We start from the raw sequence: 24,877 nt of genomic DNA on the forward strand, positions 1-24,877 counted from the left end.
CAAAAATTTTAAACGATGTGAAACTGCTCTACTATAGAGCAGTTTTTTTATTTACTTACATTCAATGAGTTGTATTTTTTATCCAATTATTATTTTAAATTATTCTAAAGAAAAATAATATTTTAATAATATTTTCAGTAGTTTTGAATGATATAAAAGAATTCACGGCAACATGAAAAAACAATTATTAATGATGGGGATGCTGGCATTATCTGGCGTTTCTTTTGCACAAACGGATCGTGTATGGTCCAGAAAAGCTCAACAAAGCTCGTCTTCAGTCTTAGAAAATATGAAAAGTATTGATGATCCAAGAATTTTTCATCTGGACATTAATGGATTGAAAAGTGCGTTGACAAGAACACCCAAAAGAGCAACGGAAAAATCATCGGTTATTATTTCTCTTCCCAATTCATCGGGAAAGATGGAGCGCTTTACAGTAAAAGAAAATTCAAATCTTGATCCTGAACTGGCTGCTCAATACCCGGATATTAAGTCTTATATCGGCCAGGGAGTAGAAGATAAAACTTCAACAGTTTATTTCAGTATTTCTCCTTTAGGTTTGTCTTCTATGGAAATTTATGGTGATAAATCAGCTGTTTTTATTGAGCCTTATACCAAAGACCTTTCTACTTATGCTGTTTATAAACGTTCTGACAGAAAGAATGATCTGAATGATTTTGAATGTAAAGTACTGGAATCAGCTCAAAAAGGAACTTCTCATGTGAACACCGCTAAAAATGCTGACGATGCTGTTCTAAGAACATATAGGCTTGCATTATCCTGTACGGGAGAATATGCAACTTATTTTGGGGGAACAAAAGCTCAGGCGCTGGCAGCCATGAATAATACATTAACTCGTGTGAATGGTATTTTTGAAAATGACTTTGCCGCAAGAATGGTCTTGATTCCTAATAATGATTCTATAATTTATACTGATGCGAATACTGATCCTTTTTCACCATCCGATAAAATGAACAAATGGAATTTTGAACTTATGAATGATTTAAATTCAAAAATAGGGAATGCTAATTTTGATATTGGTCATTTATTTGGTGCTACTGGTGGAGGTGGAAATGCAGGATGTATTGGCTGTATATGCAGTGATGATATGTCTACCTATAATTATATGGGAACTACTTATCCTGAAAATTATAAAGGAAGTGGCTACACCTCTCCTTCTAACGGTATTCCTTCAGGTGATACTTTTGACATTGATTTTGTAGCTCATGAAATGGGACACCAGTTTGGGGGGAATCATACATTTTCATATACTACACAGGTTGGGCTACAGCCTGTAGAACCAGGTTCAGGATCTACTATTATGGGATATGCGGGAGTTTCACCCTATAATGTACAACAAAATTCAAATCCTTTTTTCCATGCCCGAAGTATTGAACAGATAACCAATACCATTAAAGCAACAACCTGCTCTGTGAATACTCCTACAGGAAATTCAATTCCTACGGCCAATGCAGGAGCAGACTATACCATTCCTAAAAGTACACCATTTGTACTGACAGGTTCAGGAACTGATGTTGATGGAGATTCACTTACCTATATCTGGGAACAGATGGACAATGGAACCTCTTCCCAAACAGGAAGTAATTCTGTAGCTACAGCTACTAAAACTGCGGGACCAACATTCAGATCATGGGTACCTACAGCTTCACCAATAAGATATTTCCCTAAAATGGCTAGTATTCTAAAAGGATCAACAGAAACCCGGGGAGAAGAAATAAGAGTTGAAGCTCTATCTTCAGTTTCAAGAGATCTAAACTTCAGATTTACAGTTAGGGATAATAAATTAGGTGGTGCAGGAAACAATTCTGATGATGCTAAAATAACGGTTAATGCTCTTGCTGGACCATTCCTTATTACGTCTCAGAATGATGCTGTATCTTATGTAGGAGGAACTTCCCAAACAGTGACTTGGGATGTAGCTGGAACAACTTCCAATAATATCAATACTGCCAACGTGGATATTCTTTGGTCTACCGATAATGGAGATACCTGGACTACTCTATTAGCGGCTACTCCTAATGATGGTTCGGAAGCTGTCCTGATTCCTGATGTTGCTACCAATTCAGGAAGAATTATGGTAAAAGGAAGCAACCATATCTTCTTTGATGTGAATAATGCTAATATTTCTGTAACTACTAGTGAGCTGTCTACATCGGAAACTCAATTGAAAGGCTCTACAGAAATTAAATTGTATCCAAATCCGGTGAAGGATATCTTAACCCTTTCAAACACAGGATCAGAAAGATTTAAAATCTATGATATGTCCGGAAAGCTTGTTATTGAAGGCTCTCTTCAAAACGGAACGGTGAATGTAAGCAGGCTGGTAAAAGGAAATTATGTAATCCAGATTGAAAAATTCTCCAAAATGTTCATTAAAAACTAAATCCAATTCAAATATAAATTGAAAAGACTGCTCTAAGAGTAGTCTTTTTCATTTGATCCCTGCACCAACTTTCAATACATTATCATTTAAAAGACTAATATTTATTGAATTAATTACAATAATCATGTTTTATTAAAAATAATATTACATATAATTATATTTTTAGTTAAATTTATCACTCAATATTATTCTTTTATTGTACCGTTATCCGTTTGTATTTAGGGGAAGCTTTTCAAGCGCTTTTTTAACAATAAATCTTGCTCTATTCTTTGAGTTCTTTTTTCAATGTGAGAAACTTATTCATCCTATTGAAAGTCAAACATTTTTATGTTTAAGAAAAACTGTACAGATGTAAAAGATAATCTTCTATACCTAAGCTTGGCATTGGTCTGCATCCCTGAAAATACCTATTTAATTTTCACATAATTTAATTTTTTTATATGAAACATTTATTTAAGTACTTCTTTTTTCTGGCCATTGCCACATTTTCAATAGCTTGTAGCTCTGATGACAGAGAAGAAGAAATCGTTATCCAACCGAGCCCGGTTAAAATTGTATTTTACAAAAGTGCTGATGATTTTGCCACCAGTTATGATCCTGATAACAAAGTAAGTCAAACCGTCAGAATTCAGGCATTTGACCTATACAAACAGGGAAATTGGAAAGAACTGGAAAAATTATTTCAGACAAATAACCTGAACGGCGGTTGGCCACCAGCAAACGGAGGATACAATATTGTAGATGATGTCGCAATACAAGCCGGTCAAAAATATGACAGATACAGCGGTGCTGTAGGGAGTTATAATGGAACCGGAAATCCAACGTTAGGCGGAAACTTTACCAGCCCAATCATTAATGGGTACGTGTATACTTTTACCGAAAGAGCTTTGAACCAACCGGAGAACAAATATGATTTCTATTACCAGATCGACGTTCTTAATGCATTACCTTTTAAATCTCAGACGGCAGATATCATTCCTTGGTTTAACCAGGTTGGAAACGGAAAACAGACCATGTGGAAAATTCCTATTGATATTAATACCGGATTTCCGAAAACTTGGAATAAATTAGCATCAGAAGGGTATATAAAAATTACCATTAAAAAAAGCCCTAGTGGAAAATATCCTAACCTGGAAGGAACCGTTATTCAAAACTAAATTAGATTCAGATGCATTCAATATCAAAAAAGATAAAGATTGGTAGAAAAGCTTTAATCCAAAAAGACAGATTCATTAATGATGAAGCCATTCCGGCAGCAGTCACCCAATTTAGCTGCTGTGAATGTGGTCACGAAAATCGCATTGAAATATCACCTTATCAATCGGGATTTCCAATTCTTCAAATCTACCATGAAGACAAAGTATTATCAAAATCTGAGTTATTAAAGAATCAAATGATTACTGAAACATCACCGAGAATGCAGCATTACGGAGAATTAACGGTAAATGATTTGCCTACACTATATTTTGGAACCAGTTGTACATCCTGTAACACAAATTATATTTGCCTATTTAGCTATGGAGAAAAACAGCCGAGTTTAGAAATTTTAAATATCTCAGGGATCTGGGAGTATCAGGAAGTTGAATAATTGAATACCATCAGCATATCTAAAATCAAAACCACAATTCATAGTTGTGGTTTTTTTGTATTGTTATATTTAGCCACAGATTTTTACAGATTAGCACGGATGATTACACATAAGAATACTTTATGGACTATTACTCAATAGAATTTTAAAACTCAAAGATCTGTATTCATCTGTGGTAAAAAAATTAATGATTCTTATTTTACCTCCTATATTTCCCAATTAGCAAATGGTTTTCTATCTTTGTCATAAATAAAAAATTTCATGGATAAAATTGATAGTTTGAACCAAGTAGCAGAATTCCATACTACTTTTAAAGCCCCTATTCTAGACACCCCACAAATTCCATCCCCGGAAAGATGTAACCTTAGAGTAGCGCTTCTACAGGAAGAACTTAATGAATTAAAACAAGCCATTGCAGACAACGATATTGTAGAAATTGCTGATGCTCTTTGTGATCTACAGTATGTTTTAAGTGGTGCTGTATTGGAATTCGGACTTGGCAACAAATTTGTAGAGCTATTCAACGAAGTTCAGCGTTCTAATATGTCGAAAGCATGTGATAACGAAGAACAGGCTAATGAAACCGTTGAATTCTATAAAGAAAAAGGCGTTGAATCTTTTTATGAGAAATCTGGTGAAAAGTTCAATGTATACAGAAAAGCAGATCATAAAGTATTAAAAAACAAATACTACTCTCCTGCTGATCTAAAGTCAATCATTGAGAAATAAAATATGAAAAAATTTATTACCCGTATTGTTGCCACTTCAAGTTTATTTTTAGCTACTCAGCAGCTTAGTGCTCAAAAAGTAGTGGTTAACCGTGAAGTTACTACCGAGAAAGACGGTAAAATGCTTCTGGGGCATCAATTGAAAGAACAGTTTTTGAAAGCGCCTTATGCTGATTGGTACGTAAAGGAACATGATGAATATGCTCTGGATCAGAAGGCGATCAGTGAACTGAAAAAGAAAAAAATAGGCACTTATGATATTGTCGTTTTTATGGGAACATGGTGTGAAGACAGTCACAGAGACTTTCCAAGACTGATGAAGATATTGGATGAAGTAGGTTATCCGGAAGGAAAACTGACTATTATTGCTGTTAACCGTAAAAAAGAATCTCCAAGTGGAGATGAATCCCTTTACAACATCCAAAAAGTTCCAACTATTATTGTAAAACAATATGGAAAAGAACTGGGCAGAATTATAGAAATGCCTACCACTGGATATATTGAAAGAGATTTAGTTGAAATTCTGAAAAAGGATAACTCATCTGTAATTAAAGAAATTTTTAAATAGATTTGAGAAATTATAAACCAATTATATCGTTTGTAGCCGGTGCCGGTGTTATGGTCCTTCTGTTTTTTGGGCTTAAATCTTGTCTGAATCTTGGGAAGAAAACGGAAAAGTCGGATTATTATATCCTAACTAATCAGATCTCCAAAATGAACAAGATGGTGGTCATAGAACAGAACAATTCTAGCATGCAGAAAACCAAAATGGGCTATGAATTTATGGGCAAGGAAGTTTCAAGTAACAGCATCATTACCTTTACCAAAACCAGCGCACAGGTTTCTTATGATCTGAATAAAATGAAGATTGAAGTAGATTCCATCAACAAAAAACTAGTCATCACTGAACTTCCTGATGCAGACATAAAAATCATACCTAGCGTTGAGATTCAGTCTATGGATGATTCTTTTTTTAATAGAATTTCTGAAAAAGATATTAAAAACGTTACTGCAAAAGCTAAGGAAACAGCGATTAAATCTATTGATCAGAATCAACTGAGAACTGAAGGGCGCAAGCAATTAATGGAAAACCTTGATAATATTTTTGTTTTGGCAAAGGCTTTGAATTATACTATAGAAGATAAGACCGGAAAGATCGGTATTCTTGGACTCTAAAAATTCAGACAATGGACTCAAAAGGAAATAACAAGAAAAAGGAATCTGCCAACACTGCAGAAACTCAAAAGCAAAATCAGGATTTCCAGAATATTCCTGCTTCGTCGAAAAAGGTTAATCCCCCAGACATTGATAAAGAAGACATTCAAAAGGCTTCCAAAAATAAATCGGGAAAAACGGATAATACAAAAGAGTAAAATGAATCATTGAAATTCATTTTTCCTATTGATTTAAAATATTTCAGAAAATAAAATCGAAAGGATCTGTCTCTTATGAGGCAGATCCTTTCTTCTAACTATCTATCTAAGTGAACTATAAATCTATACAATGGTGGATTTTCCAATTTTCACATTCTCGAAATTATAATATGATTTCTCGGAATATTTAATATGGTCTGCAATAAAGCTTCCTACTTCGCTCGTAGAATAATATTGCTTTGTATTAAGGTCTATTGTAACATATTTGTTTTCAATAGCATGTTCTACAGACTGTCTCAGCTTGTTGGCTGCAGGCTGCAATCCAAGATGATCCAGCATCATTGCCACGCTTAAAATAGAAGCGATAGGATTAGCGATTCCTTTTCCTTTTGCCTGAGGATAGGAACCATGAATTGGTTCAAACAAAGCATTCTTCTCTCCTACTGATGCTGAAGGAAGTAATCCGATAGACCCTCCAATCACACTCGCTTCATCAGAAATAATATCCCCGAACATATTTTCCGTCAAAATGACATCAAACTGTTTAGGATTAAGGATCAACTGCATGGCTGCATTATCTACAAACATATAGTCTAACTGTACATCGGGATATCCAGAAGCGATTTCCTGACAAATCTTTCTCCATAATCTGGAAGTATCCAGCACATTTGCTTTATCAATTAATGTCAGCTTTTTATTTCTTTTCTGCGCTTCCTGAAATGCCATGTGAGCAATTGGAAGAATATCTTCTTTGCTGTATTTACATACATCATAAGCATACACACCTTCCGGATCTGTAAATTTCTCACCAAAATAAATTCCGCTTACCAATTCTCTGAAAATCTGAATATCAGCTCCCTCAATGATTTCTCTTTTAAGCGGACTTTTCTCAATCAGGGAAGCATACGTTTTTAAAGGACGGATATTGGCAAATAAGCCTAATTCTTTACGAAGTTTCAAAAGCCCTTGTTCAGGTCTTACTTTCGCGTCAGGATTATTGTCAAACGCAGGATCTCCAATCGCTCCGAAAAGTACAGCATCTGATTCCTTACAAATCTTTAGCGTTTCTTCAGGTAACGGATTTCCTGTTTTAAAAATGGCTTCCGCACCAATCAGCCCATAATCGAATTGGAATTTGTACTGAAAAGCTTCCGCAATCACGTCTAAAATCTTGATGCTTTCGCTGATAATTTCCGGTCCGATTCCATCTCCTGGAAGGACTGCGATTTTAAAATAATTGTTGTTCATTTTTTTTCTGTGTTTTTAGTTCAAATTCTTTGATCGCCTGTTTCTTGCTGATTAAAAAATCAATATCGTCATAGCCATTCAAAAGGCATATTTTTTTATAAGAATCCAACTCAAAAGTTTCGGTAGTATCTTTGAAACTGATAGATTGTAATTCTACATCAATCGCAATTTCATTGTCCGGATTTTCATTGATTCCTTCTAATATTTCCTTTAAAAATTCTTCAGAAACTTTTACCGGAAGAAGACCGTTATTTAAAGCATTCCCTTTAAAAATATCGGCAAAATAACTGGAAACAATTACTTTGAATCCATAATCGGTTAATGCCCATGCCGCATGCTCACGGCTGCTTCCACATCCAAAATTATTTCCTGCCACTAAAATTTCGCCAGTGAATTTGGGATTGTTCAGAACAAAATCAGGATTAGGTTCATGAGTATGAATATTAAATCTCCAGTCTCTGAACAGGTTCTCTCCAAACCCCTTTCTGTCAATACTTTTTAAGAATCTTGCAGGAATAATCTGATCCGTATCTATATTTTCTGCCGGCAATGGAACGGCACTAGATTTTATAATAACTAATTTTTGCATGTACTGTTTTAATTTAAACTTTCAAAAGCTGATATTCTGCCTTCTATGGCTGCTTTAGCTGCTGTAAGCGGACTTGCGAGGATTGTTCTTGAGCCTTGTCCCTGTCTTCCTTCAAAATTTCTGTTTGAAGTAGAAACACAATATTCTCCCTCCGGAATTTTATCATCGTTCATCGCCAGACAAGCAGAACATCCAGGCTGACGAATCTGAAAACCTGCATCATTAAAGATCTTATCCAGTCCTTCTTCATAGATTTGTTTTACAACCTGCTGAGAACCGGGAACAATTAAAGCTTTGACTGCTTCAGATTTACTTTTTCCTTTAATATATTGGGCAGCAGAACGGAAATCTTCAATTCTAGCATTCGTACAACTTCCTATAAATACGTAATTGATTTTTATGCTGGATGGAGTTTGTCCCGCTTCCAGTCCCATATATTGTAAAGCTTTCGCTTCAGATTCATTTTGAGGGGCAGGAATGGTTTCGTGAATAGAAATTCCCATTCCAGGATTGGTTCCGTAAGTAATCATTGGATAAATATCTCCTGCATCAAAAGTAAGTTCCTTATCAAAAACTGCATCTTCATCCGTCTTCAAGGTATTCCAATAGGCAACCTTTTCACTCCACTCTTCTCCTTTTGGTGCAAATTCTCTACCTTTTACGTATTCAAAAGTGGTTTCATCCGGAGCAATCATTCCTCCTCTTGCTCCCATCTCAATACTCATATTGCAAACGGTCATTCTCCCTTCCATTGACATTTCTTCAAAAACATTTCCGGCATACTCACAGAAATAGCCTGTTCCGCCATCTGTTCCTATTTTTGAAATGATGTAAAGGATAACATCTTTAGACTGAACATTTTCATTGAGCTTCCCATTAACGGTAATTCTCATTGATTTAGGTTTATTAAGCAGCAGACACTGACTGGCAAAAACCTGGGCAACCTGGCTGGTCCCTATTCCAAAGGCAATGGCTCCAAAAGCGCCATGGGTAGAAGTATGGCTGTCACCACAGACAATGCTCATTCCCGGTTGCGTAATCCCAAGTTCGGGAGCAATAATATGTACAATTCCCTGATATTGATGTCCCAATCCGAACAGTTCAATATCATTTTTCTGACAATTTTCAGTCAATTGCTGAACCTGATTCCTTGATAATTCATCACGGATGGGTTCTTCCTGGTGAAGGGTTGGAACATTATGATCCGCTGTAGCTACAATCTGTTCAGGTCTGAAAATGTCCAGATTTCTGGATTCAAGTTCTGAAAAAGCCTGTGGGCTGGTTACTTCATGGATCAGGTGTTTATCAATATAGATGATCTGTGGTCCATCAGGAACGGTATCTACAACATGAGCGTCCCAAACTTTATCAAAAAGTGTCTTTTTATTGTTATTCATTTTTACTTTATCTTGAATTAAATCAAACCCTATCCTATTTTTCTGCTGCATGTTTCCATGATCAATGCCAGGTCTTCATTGCCTATCTCCTTCTTAAGGTCTGCTATTTTTAGGAATTCCTGGTACAGATAATCCAATTCATCTTTGGTGACATCATGACCAATGTGTTTAAAACGGTAAGCTAATGCTGACCGCCCGCTTCTGGCGGTAAGAATGATGGAAGAAGCATTTACCCCTACTTCAGCAGGATCAATGATTTCATACGTTTCTCTATTTTTAATGACACCATCCTGATGAATTCCTGAACTGTGAGCAAAGGCATTAGCCCCAACAATCGCCTTATTCGGCTGTACAGACATTCCCATCAGGTCAGAAACCATAGTACTCATCTCATTCAGCATTATAGAATTGACATTGGTATGCAGATTTAAATGTTTATGTTGCTTCAGAATCATGACGACTTCTTCTAATGCCGTATTACCAGCTCTTTCACCCAATCCGTTGATGGTACATTCGATCTGACGGGCTCCATTGATCGCTCCGGAAATAGAATTGGCTGTTGCTAACCCTAAATCATTGTGACAATGGCATGATAACACCGCTTTTTCAATTCCTTTTACATTTTCTCGCAGGTATTTAATTTTCTGTCCGTATTCTTCAGGTAAACAGTACCCTGTAGTATCAGGAATATTAAGTACAGTAGCTCCAGCTTTAATTACCGCTTCGCAAACCTGTGCGAGATAAGCATTATCTGTCCTTCCTGCATCTTCTGCATAAAATTCTACATCTTCTACATAGTTTTTGGCATACCTTACGGCTTCAGCAGCCCTTTCTATAATATTTTCTCTTGTTGAGTTGAACTTATATTTGATATGTGAATCAGAAGTCCCAATCCCTGTATGTATTCTAGGTTTTTTCGCATATATCAAAGCTTCGGCAGCCGTATCAATGTCTTTTTTGTTGGCTCTTGTCAATCCGCAAACTTTTGCATTTCTTACGAGTTTTGAAATTTCAGAAACCGATTCAAAATCTCCTGGGCTGGAAATCGGGAATCCTGCTTCAATGATATCAACTCCCAGTTCATCAAGCTTTTCAGCAATAATCAGTTTCTGTTTTGTATTCAATTTACATCCAGGAACCTGTTCTCCATCGCGCAACGTGGTATCAAAAATTTCAATTTTTTCAGAGTTCATAAATAAAAGTTTTTTACTTAATTTTGGCTCAAAACTACAGCTTGCTATATTTTTTCATTTTCATTTTTCCAGAAAATTACAATATTCAACTGTTGAAGAATTAAGCGTATATCATTGATATTTAATTATTTAAATTTTAAAAATTTACAATGGCAGAATTGCAGAAAGATTTCTTGTTCGTACTGGTAAAGTCATTGACCACTTCCGAAAAACGACAGTTTAAACTGTATGTTAACCGTCTCGGAATTAATGTAGATGCCAAATTTTTACTCCTTTTTTCCGAAATGGATAAAATGAAGGAATATGATGAAAGCATCATTATTGAAAAAAAAATATCTACCAAGCAGCAGCTTTCTAATCTTAAAGCCCACCTTTACAAACAAATTCTGATAAGCTTACGGATGAACCCGAGTCATCAGAATTACAGAATCCAGCTTCGGGAACAATTGGATTTTGCTAATATTTTATACCAAAAAGGGCTTTACAAACAAGCTTTAAAAATACTGGACAAAACAAAGCAGTCTGCTCTGGAATTAGATGAAAAGAGCATTGCTTCCGAGGTAATAGATCTGGAAAAAGTAATTGAATCTCAATTTATTACCCGAAGTATTGAAGGACGTGCCGAAGAGCTGATTAGACAATCCCAGGAATTAAGTAAACAAAACCGATATACCACAAAATTATCCAACCTTTCATTGAAGTTATACAGTGAAATGCTAACTCACGGGTATGTAAAAAATGATGCAGACCGTGAAGAAGTTTTGGAAGTTTTCAATGCTCAAATTAAAAACATAAGATTTGATAAGCTGAATTTTACTGAAAAACTATGGTATTTTAAGGCCCATGTCTGGAAAAACCAGTTGCTTCAGGATTATAAATACACCCTGAAATATGCCTATCAATGGGTAGACCTATTTCATAAAAATCCGGAAATGATTTTCAGTCATCCGGTTTGGTATATTAAAGGAAATACATATTTGTTGAAAATCCTGTTCCTGTATGGAAATATTGATATTCTGGAAGAGAATTTTAAGGAATTTAATATAAGAGTGAATGCTGAAAATTTTTCTCAGAATGAGAACCTTCAGTCGCTTATTTTCCTTACCCATTACAATACATTGATGAATATTCACTTTGTAAAAGGTGAATTTTTCACAGGAACAAAACTTATCCCGGAAATTGAGTTGAAAATGGAAAAGCTTCGGGAACGAATTGATGAACACCACTTTATGATTCTTTATCTTAAAATGGCCGCCATGTTTTTTGGAAGTAAGATGTACAAAAAAGCCATTGAATACTCTATGCGGGTAATAGAATCTAAGGGAAATGTACAGGAAGATCTACTCTTTCATACAAGGATACTGATTTTAATGTCCAAATATGAATCCGGAAATGATGAAGACTATGATGAGTTTATCGCCTCTACTTTAAAGTTTGCCAGAAAGATGAAAAAGCCGGAAGAATTTCACTTTGAAAGCATTCAGTTTTTTAAAAATGTAAATAATCAGCTTCCGGATCAGAGGCAAAAAGCATTTGAAATGTTTGATAAAAAGCTTGAAGAATTCTCAGAAAATGAATATTACAGAAGGTCTTTATTTTATATTGACATTCATGGTTGGATCCAATCTAAGGTTCAAAATGTGGATGTCATTGAGATTATCAAAAGAAAAGTAAGGTACAAAAGAAAAAGCTAATATAGATTAATGTGCAAATTAGTTATAAAAATCTTCGGCAGGCTCTTTGAGCCTGCCGAAGATTATATTAGTTTTTGATGAATTTAGAGCTTGCTTCACCAATTTTATAAAAGTAACTACCTTTTGGAAGGCTTTCTACATTCACAGAAACCTGATGATCCATAGAACCAAAAGACTTATTTATTACCTGTTTTCCTGTCATGTCATAGATCGTAACAGTGCTACTTCCGTTAGAAGGATTGATGATATTCAGAACTTTATTTGCCGGTATCGGAAATGCAGAAAGCTGCTTCCCTTTAGATTGGATCTCATTTACTGAAAGGGTTGTGCTTGGCAGTGTATATACTTCACGAAATAAATTATCATTATTATCAACATTTGTAATAATTATTTTATTTGTATTTGAAGCATTATTGTGGAATATATTAAAATCACCTGTCCATGAAGTGTTTGGATTAGTGGTAAAATCTTTAATAATAGTTCCATCTTCATTTACAATATAAAGTTTTCTGGATGGCTGCTGATTTGTTAGAATTTTAGCACTTACTACAAATTCTAATTTATCATCATTATTGAAAATATGTTTTGTAACCTGAAAATTGGTGTCAGAACTTGGGTAGAATTCAAATATATATCCACTCGGTATAGGTACATTTACTGTTTTTACTAATACGTATGATGAATTATAGATATTGATTGTATTCCCATTTCCTTTAGCCACAAAAATAATATCATTACCATTTGGAAAAACATCTACATTTTCACTAATTGGAAATGTATGTTCTAAAGTGATTTGTTGAGCGAACATAAAGCTGCAGGCCATGATAGCTGCAGATAACATAATTTTTTTCATGCTATAATTTGTCTTTCAAGATCTTCACACCCACTGAGAAGATGGTTATTGTTTTTATAAAAAATAAAAGAGTGAGGGTTTCTAACTTATTTTCTTCTTAAAATTATTTATTGAAGAAAGTTCCGCTAAAACACTTTTGTTAAATCGGATGCAAAACTACAATAAATATCAGATATAAGTACATACCCCAACCTGATATTTGAACCCGTTGCTTACTTATAAATACCCTCAATAAAGTTTAAGACGTTCTTATGACTGATCTTTTCAACAAGTTCAGCAGAGAATTTTTTTTCAATTTCTTCATTGATAGATGGATAAACTGATGCATTGGAATGTTCTTCAAAGAAAAACGGATGACGTGAAGTATCTGGATGATCTTTCCAGTAAAAGTAATCCGCTCCATAGGCAATATTGTTTTCTCCACCCAGATCAAGCCCGTATTGGATGTGATCATAAATCCTTTCTGGATTTTCAAGATCTACATAATCTTTGATGAAGTTTAATCCGATAAGTCCTTTTCTGTTAATAACCTCTTTTGCTAATTCATCCGGAAGGTTTCTATTGTTCTTATAAATTGTTCGATAATTGGAATGACTTGCCAGAATAGGAATTGAATAATTTTTCTGATCGATATAAGTAAAAATATCGTAAGCCAGTTGATCACTTGTGTGAGCCAAATCTATAGCAATTCTTCGGTCTGCAATATAATCAATTAACACTTTGCCATCTTCCTTTAACCCCACAGTCACATTATTTCCACCTCCAAAACGATTTTCTAAATGATGGGTAATTCCGATATAAAGCACTTTTTGAGTATTTTCAATGATGGTTTCAAGATTTTTAAATCCGGATTCCAGGCTTTGGTTTTCATCACAAAAAGCAGAGCCATTTTCAATGGAAGCTATAACACCTACCCGATTTTCATTCTCGGGATTCATGTAATTTTCATTTTCAAACAGGAAAAAGTTTTCATTTTTAATGAGATCCGAAAATATTTGGCTTTGTTGCAGCCCGTAAGTTGTACTTCCCTCACCGGTTCCTGCATAAATAGCCATCACCTGAAGTTTTACATTCCCTTCCTGTAGATAAGGCAACGAGCATCCTATTTCTTTATCGTCAATTGTTGAATCTGACCTTAGTAAATAGTACAGCAGGTCACAGTGTAGATCAATGTTTATTGTATTCATAGTAGCAGGCAATTTATCGTTTTTATTTCTTGTTTTGATCTAATGCATTATTGATAAATTCAATATTTGTATTTTCAAAAACCTCTAACAATTGAGGAACAAAGTCCCCGAATTTCTTGTATTTTTTCCTGTTGGAATTATATTCTTTTACTTTTTGCTCTAATAAGGGAAGGAAGATAAAATTGTTTTTCAAATGGTAGTCTTCAAGTTTTTTAGCTCTTTCAAAATCTTTCTGGATTTTTGCAGTCTGAATTTCACCAAGTCTGACTAAATGTTCAGCAACACAGGTTTGGTAATCTCCATACCCTCCGGTTTTAATCATAACCTCCTTTAAATTTGATTTTTCAAATAAATCCTTGAATTTTTCAAGTTTATCTTTATGGGGATATACTTCTTTATTAACAAAGGAATGCCCAAATTCATGAACACTTAGAAACCTTGCCTGGAATTGGTTATCATATCCGAACTGTCCTTGTTTTTCAACTCTTACAAACGGACTTGCAATTTCATAAATATCTGTTTTACCGGATTTTGAAATCACATTTGTTCCGATACCTCTTCCTTCATGATCTTCTATAGGCCACATCATCATCGGAGAAATCAGAATAGTATATGAATCAAAACTTTCACCATAAAATTGCTCCATAGCATTGGTAAACCCCTCAGGAATATGTTTATTGTACTCATTTTCTCCTCCTTTATAGAAAGCTTTGTTTTCAATAAAAAACTGTCCAATATGTTCTTTTGTATAAAATTTCGAAAGCTCGGAAAGATAATTTTTAATTAATTGAGTCGCTTCTTTGTTCTGTTCCTCCGTTAAGTTATTGTTATGAAACTGATAATCATTGATCCATTCTGTGGCTGGAAATTCTTTGTGGTATATTAACGGTTTCATCAAAACATCATTTCCAGAACCGTATTTTTCTATTAGAATATCATTAATTTTTGCTGTTGCAATTGCAATATCTGAATCTTTCAAATATTTATATCTTTTCAACGCACTGTCTACAATCGGCTGATAAACAGAACATTCTTTTATCTTATAAAGTTCAAAATCTTTATTATTTTTTCGGTGTTCTGCTGAAAGAATTTCTGCAAGAAAATAGGTCTCAACATTTTTATTGTAATTAACAGAAAATTTAGATGTTTTTTTCTGTGAAAAACAAAATGTGGAACTCAGTGAAACTAAAATAAACAGTGCCTTTTTCATAGTTAATATTAATTATCATTCTAAATAGGTACGAATATAGTATTTTATGTAAAAAATGCGTATTTTTGCATCTTAAAATTTTTTAGTAAACAATGATAAAAATTACACTTCCAGACAATAGTGTCAAAGAATTCGAGGGAGCAGTTACTCCCCTAGATGTGGCAAAATCTATAAGCGAGGGATTGGCTAGAAATACCATTTCCGCAATTGTTAATGACAAACAAGTAGAAATCACCACACCTATAACCACGGATTCTACGGTACAGCTTTTGACCTGGAATGATGATCTTGGAAAGAAAGCTTTCTGGCATTCTTCTGCCCACCTTTTGGCGCAGGCTATCCTTGAATTTTATCCTAATGCTAAGCTAACTATTGGTCCGGCAATCGAAAACGGATTCTACTATGATGTGGATTTCGGGGATGAAAGTTTATCTGAAAAAGATTTTGAAAAGATTGAAAAGAAGGTTCTTGAAAATGCAAAGAAAGGATCAACGTTCTCTTTATATCCGGTTTCTAAAGAAGAAGCTTTAAAGACCTATGCAGACAATCCTTACAAAGTAGAATTGATCTCTAATCTGAATGATGGAGAAATTACTTTTGTAACGCATGATAACTTCACAGATTTATGTCGTGGAGGGCATATTCCAAACACAGGAATCGTAAAAGCTGTTAAGATTTTAAATGCTGCAGGAGCGTATTGGAGAGGAAATGAAAACAACCCTCAGTTAACAAGAGTGTATGGTATTTCTTTCCCTAAACAGAAAGAACTTACTGAATATCTTGAAAGATTAGAGGAAGCTAAAAGAAGAGATCACAGAAAGCTTGGTAAAGAGCTAGGTATTTTCGCGTTCTCTGAAAAAGTAGGTGCCGGTCTTCCATTATGGTTACCAAAAGGAACTGCTTTAAGAAGAAAATTAGAAAATTTCCTTAGTGATGCTCAGAAAAAAGGGGGATATGAATTCGTAATGTCTCCACATATTGGAGCTAAAGAATTGTATGTAACTTCCGGACACTGGGATAAATATGGAGCTGACAGCTTCCAGCCGATCAAAACTCCGAATGAAGGAGAAGAATTCTTATTGAAGCCTATGAACTGTCCGCACCACTGTGAAATCTATAAGACATCACAATGGAGCTACAGAGATCTTCCAAAAAGATATGCGGAATTCGGTACTGTATATAGATATGAACAAAGTGGAGAGCTTCACGGATTAACCAGAGTTCGTGGATTTACTCAGGATGATGCTCACTTATTCTGTACTCCGGATCAGCTTTCTGAAGAATTTGAAAAAGTAATTGATTTGACGCTTTATGTTTTCAAATCTCTAGGATTTGAAGATTTTGTAACTCAGGTTTCTTTAAGAGATCCAGATAACAAAGAAAAATATATCGGGTCTGATGAGAACTGGGAAAAAGCAGAGAATGCGATTATCAATGCTGCTCAGAAGAAAGGTTTAAAAACAGTTGTTGAATACGGTGAAGCTGCATTCTATGGCCCTAAGCTTGACTTCATGGTGAAAGATGCATTAGGAAGAAAATGGCAGCTTGGAACTATTCAGGTAGATTATAACTTACCGGAAAGATTTGATCTTCACTATATCGGAAATGATAATGAGAAGCACAGACCGGTAATGATCCACAGAGCGCCTTTTGGATCTATGGAGCGTTTTATCGCAATCTTATTGGAGAATACTGCCGGGGATTTCCCATTATGGTTAAGCCCTGATCAGTTTATCATTCTTCCAATTAGTGAAAAGTATGTAGATTATGCAAAAAAAGTTTCACAATTTTTGGAAAATCACGATATTAGCGGTCAGATTGATGACAGAAACGAGAAAACGGGTAAAAAAATCCGTGATGCTGAATTAAAGAAGATTCCTTTCATGCTTGTAGTAGGAGAAAATGAAGAGAAAGAAGGTACGATTTCTGTAAGAAGACGTGGTGAAGGAGATCTTGGAGTCATGAATCTGGAAGATTTCGCAGCTTACTTCAAAAAAGAAGCAGCAGTTTAAAAAAACAAAATTAAAGTATTGAGAGGTAACAACAACGCTCTCAATACTTTAATCAAATAAATAAGTAGTTAACCAATAAAATTATAATACAATAGCACAAAGATTTAACAACAGGGGCCCACAAAGACGTCCTGTACAGGAGGACTTACACTTGATCAACGATAAAATTCGTGTGAGAGAGCTTCGTTTGGTGGGCGATAACGTAGAGCCGGGAATTTATCCAATTGACAAAGCAAGACAGATTGCTGCGGAACAGGAATTGGATTTAGTAGTAATTTCTGACAAGGCAGAACCTTTTATTGCAAGAGTATTGGAATATAAAAAATTCTTATATGAGCAAAAGAAAAAACAGAAGGAACTTAAAGCTAAGCAAGTAAAAGTGGTTGTAAAAGAGATCCGTTTCGGACCTCAGACTGATGACCATGATTACGAATTCAAGAAGAAGCATGCTGAGAAATTCCTTGAAGAAGGTTCTAAATTGAAGACCTACGTATTTTTTAAAGGACGTTCGATCATCTTTAAGGATCAGGGAGAAATCTTGCTTTTAAAACTGGCTCAGGAACTAGAGCACGTGGGTAAAGTAGATCAACTTCCTAAGCTTGAAGGAAAGAGAATGATTATGATGATGAGTCCTAAAAAACCAGCAAAATAATTCAATCATTATTTTACATATAAAAACCTCAAATTACTTTGAGGTTTTTTTTTATTCAAATTTTCATGATATCGTTTCATCAGAAAATAGAAAGAGGGTATTTAGACATCACTTGTATTCATTTAATATTCCCCTCTTTCTATAGGCTAGTATTAGTTTTTATCCTTCAAAATCACCACAGTCATGCTCTTTAAAAAGAGGAAGCGCTTTTTTTGTTGTAAAATATTTCGCTACTCGTTTATTATTTAATTCGAGTTTCTGACCTTCTACAACCAGCTCATAAACGGGTGCTTTTTCGATCTGAGTTAAAATATAGGTTCTGTCCGGTGTTTTCAAAATAGTTTTGTTTCCTTCGCTGGAGATGTTAAAATTACTCACCTCAAAGGCATCCTTTTCATCACAGACATTGGTCCATACTATTTTATTCCTGGTTACGGATAAGCTTGCTAAATCACAAGAATAACAATTTCCCGAGAACTCTATACCATATTTTTCATATACATCTTTACTTTTGATATCCAATATATCTATAGGAACCAATGTTGAAAAATCCACCGGCACTTCTACTTGTGAAATCGTATTCTTTTCAGGAGTAAGCTTAGCAATTGTATTTGGTTTTATAGCCATAACGCCTGTACTATCTGCCTTTTTTTCTGTAGCAGGTGAACAGGAAGCTAGCAAAGCGACTGCTACTGAAAAGCTGGTTATTACGTTTTTCATCTCCTATCAATACTTAGTTTTGTCTTTTGCAAAATTGTCCAAAATATAGCATTCGATAAATCCCTGTTTTCAGCCATTTTTTGCCCATATTCAGAGGTTTTGTTGGCAGCCGGTTTGAATACCGATACATTTGTCAAAAAAATATAAAAATGAAACCTTTATATCAAGTCTTTATCACCTCTACCGTTGTTCTGATGGGATGTAATCCACAGAATAAGACACCAGAAACCAACAAGGCTGGAACTGAAATCACACAGAAAATCATAACATTTGCTGATTTCAAAAAAATAAAAGGAGTAGATAATATACAGGAAGTACCTTTTCAACTATTTACTAAGTTAGATTCTATACAGTTTTTTGTATCTCCCAATAAAGATGCTGCCCGTCTGAAAATAGTATACAATAAGCTAGATAATTACTACGGATTTGAAGAGTTTGATGACTTCTACTCTATTCACTACAGTATTAATAATAATATTTCGAACAGCATAGAAGCTTTTGTTCTAAAGTCAGAATTCATGGCCTCATTTGATATGACTTTACAAGGTGTGGACCTTTATGAGATCAGAAGCAGCACATGGAAAGGATCTCAGGATTTTAAAAATAAGTCATTCAGTAAGTATGGTACCATTACAGAAGTTTCTGAACAGGAATTTGCAACAGCATCTAAAAATAGAATTAATGAAGTTTTGGTGAAAAATCCTCAGATTAAATTAAAAGGTGAAGATTGGATATCTACCGGAAATTCAAAAGAAACTGTGATTACACAGCATGAAAATATATCTACAGAAGACGGGTATTTATCCAATGAATATATTGGACAGTCTCCTTCCCTGCATCTGGAAGTTTTCAAAGAAAACTCGGTGGAGACTACAGATATGTATTATTCTTTTTATGATGTAAAATCAACCGCTAATTTTGCTTTATTTACAGGTGGATATCCACAGATTCTTCCTGGTAAAAAATGGATTTCTTCTATCTCTTCAAATAATGATGTCGGGAGTAATTTTGAAATCACGACCTATATGGACCAAAGCCATAATCAAGAAAACCTTTTGTATGTAAACTTTACCAAATTCAAAATTGCTGATGATACAAAAGCTTTCTGGAAAGATGATAAAACCTTTTATGCAGAAGTTTATCCTATCAATTCAGCAGCGGCTAATGGTAAAAAGCAAAAGACTGCTTATATAAAAATTCAGTTGAAGGCAAATCTGCTTTAAAGGGAAGTGCATTTGGACTTAGAATACAATTAAAAACCCCTGAAATCAGCCAGTGTTTATCGAGGTAAAGTCTAATATCTTTGCAGCACTTAATTAAAGAATACCATGAAAAAAATAAGTTTAACATTTCTTTTCTGTTTACTTAGTTTGATAACTTTCGCTCAATCATTAAAAGTAGTTATTAAACAAGACGGAAAAGTAATTGAACCTGTAAATGATGTTTATGATCTAAAAAAATCGCCTTTTATATTGGAGTTTACAGCAAACAATCTGGAAGGTTTCTTAGTAGGAGCTACGACTAATAAGGATGTTTATGCAGGAGCGCTGGGGGTATTTAATACTGATGTTCCGTGGTTTCAAAGTACAGGTATGGCAGAGGAACTGTATAACAAAGATAAAGAACTGTTTCTGATGGATTCCGCGCCATCCTACTGGTACTATACAAGTGTGAAAGATCACAGATTTGATAAAAATCCTAAAGGTACCTTAAAACAGTGGACCGCTACGCGTACCATTACCAGGTTCTATGACATCATGGTAGACCAGCCTGTCAATTTAAAAGATTTTGATGGAAGAGTTTATCTATTCATGTATGAGCCTGTGTATAACGCTGAATATGATGTAACGGGAAAGAAAAATCTATTTCAGGCTGCGTTGAGATTCAAAGACTAAAAATGACACACCTAATTATTTGATTATATATAGAAAAGGTCTGCTTTTACGATGTAAGCAGGCCTTTTTGTTGGATGAATATGGATCTGGTTCAAAAGTCTTGGAAATATTTTAAACCATTAAGAGGTTTAGATGTTATCTTGTTTTTTGATGACACAAAGGTTGATTATTGATGGCTAAGACATGAATTGATTATATCAATTCTGATGAAGCACTGGTTTATGATACGTTACAGGTATTTAACCACATAGGCCCATAGATTTTGAAGTAATTATACATCTGTGGGAACTCATCTTTAGGCTCCCACAGATTGCACTACCTTATAAATAGATTATTCGATAATCAGACCGTACTCTATGGCCAGTTTAATGGCTGAACTAAGATTAGAAGTCTGAAATTTTTCAATAAGATTTTTCCGGTGACTTTCTACGGTGTGTGGGCTGATAAAGAGTTTTTCTGCCATTTGATTAGTGGTCAATCCCTTTGCTGCTTCGGCAAGGATTTCCTTTTCCCTGCGGGTTAATTTAGGAACCTGGTTCAATCCATCAGATGATTTTTTCTCTAAAACAGATTGAGTTTGCGAGCATAAAAATTGATTACCGGCATATACCGTATGAATCCCTTCCAGGATTTCTGAAACCGAAGCGTTTTTTTGAATATAGCCTAAAGCACCTTCAGCTAAAGTACTATTAATAACAGGCAGCTCATTATGAACACTAAGCATGATAATCTGGAGATTCTCATACTTTTTCTTTAAAGGCTTTATGAGTTCGATGCTGTTAATGTCTACTAAATTGATGTCTAACAACAAAATATCAACCGCCTGTTTTTTTAAGCCGGCATTCATCTCTGAAACGTTTTTGAAACAATCTACAACATCTATACTCTCGTTATTTCCTAAAATATTCTTCAGCCCTTCTAATAGAAGTGGATGATCGTCTGTGATGGCTACTTTTATCATGTTTAATGAGTAGGTATTTGAAGTTCTATACTGGTACCAATATTCAATTGGGACGTGATATTCATCGTTCCTTTTAAAAACTGGACTCTTGATTCTATATTATGAAAGCCCGCTGTTTTTCTAAAATCCAGGTTAGCGAGGTCAAAACCTTTTCCATCATCCTCTACGGTAAGATGTAATATATTTTCTTCTTCACTGATCTGAATAATAATTTCAGAGGCTTTAGCATGTTTTATGGCATTGTTGACCAATTCCTGAATAACTCTGTAAATAAGCAGCTGCTTTTCTTCTGATAAAGAATTACCGTAATTAATAAACTCCGTATGGATATGTAATGCACTATTGGACATCCGGGAAGCAAACTCCTGAATGGCGGCTACCAGACCGTATTTCATTAATAAATCAGGCATTAAATTATGAGCTACCCGTCTCAGCTCTTCTACAGCTCCATCAATCTGGTTAATCGATTTAGAAATTCCTTCCTCTATATTTTCGGATTGATGAAGATCTAAAATAGACAACTGGAGTTTGGTTCCTGAAAGCAATCCTCCTAATCCGTCATGAAGATCACGGGCTAAACGGCCACGTTCTTGTTCCTGCCCTTCAAGCAATGCCGTTAGTGTAGATATTTTGGAGTTTTGCTTCTCTTTTTCTATAGCTAGAGCATGCAGTTCATCTCTTTGTTTAATTGATTTTACACGTTGTTTATAGGCATACAGCAACAGGAATATTAAAACGATGAAAATAAAAATAAAAACAATATAGTAGGTATTGATCTTTTCCTTGAATGCCAACAGTTTTTTATAGCTGTTAATATCGTTGTTCTTTTGTTCGGTTTCTAACTTTGCCAAACGGAGTTGCTGCTCTTTTTTTTCTGACTCCAGCTCAGAAAATTTCAATCGTTCGCGCTGATTTTCTTCCACCAGTTTTAAGTTATTATAAACTTGTTCACGCTGCGCACGCAGGATGTTGATAAGCTTAATTTGTTGTGCTTTTTTATCGCTTTCCAGCTGCAGTTTTATATATTTCTGTTCCTGTCGTTCTTTTTCAAACTGGGATTCTAATCTTTTGGTGATATCCAGTTTGTCCTGATCATACACACTTTTATATTTATCAACATAACTTTTATAATACGTCAGTGCTTCTTTATAATTCCCCTGTTCTTCGCTAACACGGGATAGTGATTCAAGAATAGAAAGTTCAATATTATGATCCCTGACAGGACTTTTCCCAATTTCCATAGAGGCTTTCAGAAAATAAGACTTTGCTACATCATAATTTTTATCCTGAATGGCCAGCTCTGCCAAAATTCCAAATGAAGAAGCGATATGAATAGGATCTCCGGTTTCCAGACTTATCTTATTAGCTAATTGGGCATATTGCATTGCCTTGTCTGGGTTAAATTCTGTATATAAATTGGCTAAATTAATAGCTGCATAAGAAAGATTGCTCTTGTTGACCATAGACCCCTTATTTTTATTGAAAGTGGTAATAGCCTGCAGATAATACTGTTCTGTTTTGTTTCTCAACTGTATATCTGATGGGTTTTGAGCATATTTTTGTTCATACATATAGCCCATTCTCATATAGGCATCGAAAATCAGATTAGGGTCATTTTGTTTGGAGGCTAACAACAGAAACTGTTTACTGTATTTTTCTTCCAATTGATATTCGTTCAGGTCAGCATAAATCGCGGATAGTTCTTTGGCTGTATTTCCATATCTTCCGTACAGTGTAGAAGTCGTAGGTGAATTTTCATAATAATTAATAGCTTTCAGGTAAGCAGCTACAGCATCGATGACCTTGTTATTACGGGTAAGAATCCAGCCTCGTGCATACTCCAGATATCCTTTTGCTTCGTTACTATTTGTTTTTAAACTATACACCTTACCCATTTCCAGGCTTTTTGAAGATTCTGCATCTTTGTTATCAAGTCTGTAATTCATGGCCTGGACGGCATATAAAATAGTGGCATATTTTCCATCAGGCATCTTTGTGGCCACAGAAATATTATTGGCTAATATCTGGTAAGATTTCGGTTTAAAATTATGGAAGAATAAGGCAGTAGCATATTTGGGAGCCAGGCTCAATTGCTCTGTAGTTTGGTTGGAAGCATTGTTATACTCCTTCTCTAATTTGCTTAAAACCTCTTGTGCCTGAACAAAAAACGGACAAATCAACACCGTCAATATAAATAACAATCTGTACCTCAAACCCTTCTCTTTATTAAGTTTTATTGTAGTAAAGAACGTAAATATAAGTAAAATACTTCTACTCAATTTTGAAACGACGTCATTCAGTAAAAGAGTTTCATTTCGGAAGATTTTTTTCATTTTTTAAACACCGCATCTTTACTTAAATCCTTGTCAAGGTTTAAAACCTTGATAAGGATATGTTATTTAACAGGTTAAGTGTATTCTAAACAAATGACCGCTTTTTTAAGTTCTTTGTCATAAAATAAAAATACTTGGTCTGCTGAATTTTGTTGAAAATCATAGCCTTCCAAACATGCAATATAATCCATCAGGGTTCCGTCAGGTTTAAAGGGTTTTTCAATGAGGTTTTCACCTCCGAAATTGCATTCTTCTAAGGGGAGCGAATTGATATTAAGTTCTTCAAAAACACCGAAAATCTTATTTTGTAAACGTTCCTCTGCATATTCTGAATCATTATCTTTCTCCAGATCTTCAACTGTAAGCTTACGTAAACGCTCTAAGCGGCGAATGTCATAAACCTCTAAGCCCGGACGATTGAAATCTTTGTCATAAAGCTTATTATGTTTTTGGTAATATTCTTTTTTCAATTGATACATTGCCTCATTCATATTATATTCAATCTCTAAATCCGAATAACTGTTTCCATAATCTTCCGGAGAGATTTTGGTATATGCAGAAAAATAATTCCAGTCTGCATCAAATTTGTATTTACCGTCAATCACATCAAAACCAAACATATCTGCTTTGGTATATTTTGTATGATATTCCGGTTTGTCTTCTCCAACGCAACCATCATAAATTTCCTTTACAGAAACAATATGCAGCCATTGATCTTCTGATGGATTGATGATTTTTAAATTAATTGAACAAATCGGAAGAAAATACTTTTTGTGATTCTCTATATCATCATAAAATACCTCTTCGTATTCCGGGAAAATTTTTATTAAATCTGTCATT

General features: G+C 34.8%; 23 protein-coding genes. 12 read left to right on the top strand and 11 right to left on the bottom strand.

The window, feature by feature from the left end; translation table 11 throughout:
- Nucleotides 1-172: 172 nt before the first annotated feature.
- The 7 genes from EG344_RS22580 (at nucleotide 173) to EG344_RS22610 (ending at nucleotide 6,093) form a co-directional block, all read left to right on the top strand.
- Nucleotides 173-2,404 carry a zinc-dependent metalloprotease gene (locus tag EG344_RS22580; RefSeq protein ID WP_123911537.1) on the top strand — a complete coding sequence of 744 codons (2,232 nt, stop codon included), beginning with the start codon at nucleotides 173-175 and terminating at the stop codon, nucleotides 2,402-2,404.
- 440 nt (nucleotides 2,405-2,844) lie between these two features.
- Nucleotides 2,845-3,561, top strand: a complete 717-nt coding sequence (locus EG344_RS22585) for a glycohydrolase toxin TNT-related protein (protein ID WP_123911538.1) — start codon at nucleotides 2,845-2,847, stop codon at nucleotides 3,559-3,561.
- Between the two features lie 11 nt (nucleotides 3,562-3,572).
- Nucleotides 3,573-3,992, top strand: a complete 420-nt coding sequence (locus EG344_RS22590; RefSeq protein ID WP_123911539.1) for a hypothetical protein — start codon at nucleotides 3,573-3,575, stop codon at nucleotides 3,990-3,992.
- A gap of 261 nt (nucleotides 3,993-4,253) precedes the next feature.
- Entirely contained in the window at nucleotides 4,254-4,721 is a 468-nt protein-coding gene (locus tag EG344_RS22595; protein WP_123911540.1) for a nucleoside triphosphate pyrophosphohydrolase family protein, read from the top strand.
- 3 nt (nucleotides 4,722-4,724) lie between these two features.
- On the top strand, nucleotides 4,725-5,288 hold the full coding sequence (locus tag EG344_RS22600; RefSeq protein WP_123911541.1) for a TlpA family protein disulfide reductase: 564 nt from the start codon (nucleotides 4,725-4,727) through the stop codon (nucleotides 5,286-5,288).
- Between the two features lie 2 nt (nucleotides 5,289-5,290).
- Nucleotides 5,291-5,896, top strand: coding sequence for a DUF4230 domain-containing protein (locus EG344_RS22605; RefSeq protein ID WP_123911542.1), 606 nt, complete (start codon nucleotides 5,291-5,293; stop codon nucleotides 5,894-5,896).
- Between the two features lie 11 nt (nucleotides 5,897-5,907).
- Nucleotides 5,908-6,093 (top strand): hypothetical protein, encoded by a 186-nt coding sequence (locus tag EG344_RS22610; protein ID WP_123855805.1) that lies wholly within the window; start codon nucleotides 5,908-5,910, stop codon nucleotides 6,091-6,093.
- Nucleotides 6,094-6,216: 123 nt separating this feature from the next.
- On the opposite strand, the gene leuB is transcribed toward EG344_RS22610, so the two are convergent.
- Genes leuB through EG344_RS22630 form a run of 4 tightly spaced genes read right to left on the bottom strand, consistent with a single transcriptional unit; the run spans nucleotide 6,217 to nucleotide 10,520 of the window.
- Nucleotides 6,217-7,341 carry a 3-isopropylmalate dehydrogenase gene (gene leuB, locus EG344_RS22615; protein WP_123911543.1) on the bottom strand — a complete coding sequence of 375 codons (1,125 nt, stop codon included), beginning with the start codon at nucleotides 7,339-7,341 and terminating at the stop codon, nucleotides 6,217-6,219.
- Nucleotides 7,322-7,930, bottom strand: a complete 609-nt coding sequence (leuD, locus tag EG344_RS22620; protein ID WP_123911544.1) for a 3-isopropylmalate dehydratase small subunit — start codon at nucleotides 7,928-7,930, stop codon at nucleotides 7,322-7,324. Before leuD ends, leuB begins: the two co-directional genes overlap by 20 nt.
- 8 nt (nucleotides 7,931-7,938) lie before the next feature.
- On the bottom strand, nucleotides 7,939-9,327 hold the full coding sequence (gene leuC, locus EG344_RS22625) for a 3-isopropylmalate dehydratase large subunit (RefSeq protein WP_123911545.1): 1,389 nt from the start codon (nucleotides 9,325-9,327) through the stop codon (nucleotides 7,939-7,941).
- Nucleotides 9,328-9,356: 29 nt separating this feature from the next.
- Complete coding sequence (locus EG344_RS22630; protein WP_123911546.1) at nucleotides 9,357-10,520, bottom strand: 2-isopropylmalate synthase; 1,164 nt, start codon at nucleotides 10,518-10,520, stop codon at nucleotides 9,357-9,359.
- A 149-nt stretch (nucleotides 10,521-10,669) separates the two neighbouring features.
- Here EG344_RS22630 and EG344_RS22635 point away from each other — a divergent pair, with 149 nt between their 5' ends.
- Entirely contained in the window at nucleotides 10,670-12,214 is a 1,545-nt protein-coding gene (locus EG344_RS22635) for a hypothetical protein (RefSeq protein ID WP_123911547.1), read from the top strand.
- A 67-nt stretch (nucleotides 12,215-12,281) separates the two neighbouring features.
- Here the strand turns inward: EG344_RS22635 and EG344_RS22640 are convergent, their stop codons facing one another.
- The 3 genes from EG344_RS22640 to EG344_RS22650 form a co-directional block, all read right to left on the bottom strand.
- Nucleotides 12,282-13,067, bottom strand: coding sequence for a T9SS type A sorting domain-containing protein (locus EG344_RS22640; protein WP_123911548.1), 786 nt, complete (start codon nucleotides 13,065-13,067; stop codon nucleotides 12,282-12,284).
- A gap of 212 nt (nucleotides 13,068-13,279) precedes the next feature.
- Nucleotides 13,280-14,254 carry a dipeptidase gene (locus EG344_RS22645; RefSeq protein ID WP_123911549.1) on the bottom strand — a complete coding sequence of 325 codons (975 nt, stop codon included), beginning with the start codon at nucleotides 14,252-14,254 and terminating at the stop codon, nucleotides 13,280-13,282.
- A 22-nt stretch (nucleotides 14,255-14,276) separates the two neighbouring features.
- Complete coding sequence (locus tag EG344_RS22650; protein ID WP_123911550.1) at nucleotides 14,277-15,464, bottom strand: DUF4932 domain-containing protein; 1,188 nt, start codon at nucleotides 15,462-15,464, stop codon at nucleotides 14,277-14,279.
- A 92-nt stretch (nucleotides 15,465-15,556) separates the two neighbouring features.
- On the opposite strand from EG344_RS22650, the gene thrS reads away from it, so the two are divergent.
- Nucleotides 15,557-17,476, top strand: a complete 1,920-nt coding sequence (gene thrS / locus EG344_RS22655) for a threonine--tRNA ligase (RefSeq protein WP_123911551.1) — start codon at nucleotides 15,557-15,559, stop codon at nucleotides 17,474-17,476.
- A 151-nt stretch (nucleotides 17,477-17,627) separates the two neighbouring features.
- A complete protein-coding gene (gene infC / locus EG344_RS22660; RefSeq protein ID WP_027372223.1) occupies nucleotides 17,628-18,128 on the top strand; it encodes a translation initiation factor IF-3 in 501 nt (166 codons plus the stop codon).
- A gap of 159 nt (nucleotides 18,129-18,287) precedes the next feature.
- Here the strand turns inward: infC and EG344_RS22665 are convergent, their stop codons facing one another.
- The gene (locus EG344_RS22665; protein ID WP_123911552.1) at nucleotides 18,288-18,848 is read right to left on the bottom strand and encodes a hypothetical protein; all 561 of its coding nucleotides are present in this window, start codon (nucleotides 18,846-18,848) and stop codon (nucleotides 18,288-18,290) included.
- Between the two features lie 149 nt (nucleotides 18,849-18,997).
- On the opposite strand from EG344_RS22665, the gene EG344_RS22670 reads away from it, so the two are divergent.
- Entirely contained in the window at nucleotides 18,998-20,071 is a 1,074-nt protein-coding gene (locus EG344_RS22670) for a resolvase (protein WP_123911553.1), read from the top strand.
- A 105-nt stretch (nucleotides 20,072-20,176) separates the two neighbouring features.
- The gene (locus EG344_RS22675; protein ID WP_123911554.1) at nucleotides 20,177-20,743 is read left to right on the top strand and encodes a hypothetical protein; all 567 of its coding nucleotides are present in this window, start codon (nucleotides 20,177-20,179) and stop codon (nucleotides 20,741-20,743) included.
- A gap of 331 nt (nucleotides 20,744-21,074) precedes the next feature.
- On the opposite strand, the gene EG344_RS22680 is transcribed toward EG344_RS22675, so the two are convergent.
- The 3 genes from EG344_RS22680 to EG344_RS22690 all read right to left on the bottom strand — a co-directional run bounded on the left by EG344_RS22680 (nucleotide 21,075) and on the right by EG344_RS22690 (nucleotide 24,876).
- Nucleotides 21,075-21,704: a response regulator transcription factor gene (locus tag EG344_RS22680; RefSeq protein ID WP_123911555.1), complete on the bottom strand. Its 630-nt coding sequence runs from the start codon at nucleotides 21,702-21,704 to the stop codon at nucleotides 21,075-21,077.
- A gap of 2 nt (nucleotides 21,705-21,706) precedes the next feature.
- Nucleotides 21,707-24,037 carry an ATP-binding protein gene (locus EG344_RS22685; RefSeq protein WP_228412803.1) on the bottom strand — a complete coding sequence of 777 codons (2,331 nt, stop codon included), beginning with the start codon at nucleotides 24,035-24,037 and terminating at the stop codon, nucleotides 21,707-21,709.
- 74 nt (nucleotides 24,038-24,111) lie between these two features.
- On the bottom strand, nucleotides 24,112-24,876 hold the full coding sequence (locus tag EG344_RS22690; protein ID WP_123911556.1) for a hypothetical protein: 765 nt from the start codon (nucleotides 24,874-24,876) through the stop codon (nucleotides 24,112-24,114).
- Nucleotide 24,877: the final 1 nt, after the last annotated feature.

The sequence above is a fragment of the Chryseobacterium sp. G0162 genome, from assembly GCF_003815715.1.
GTDB lineage: Bacteria > Bacteroidota > Bacteroidia > Flavobacteriales > Weeksellaceae > Chryseobacterium.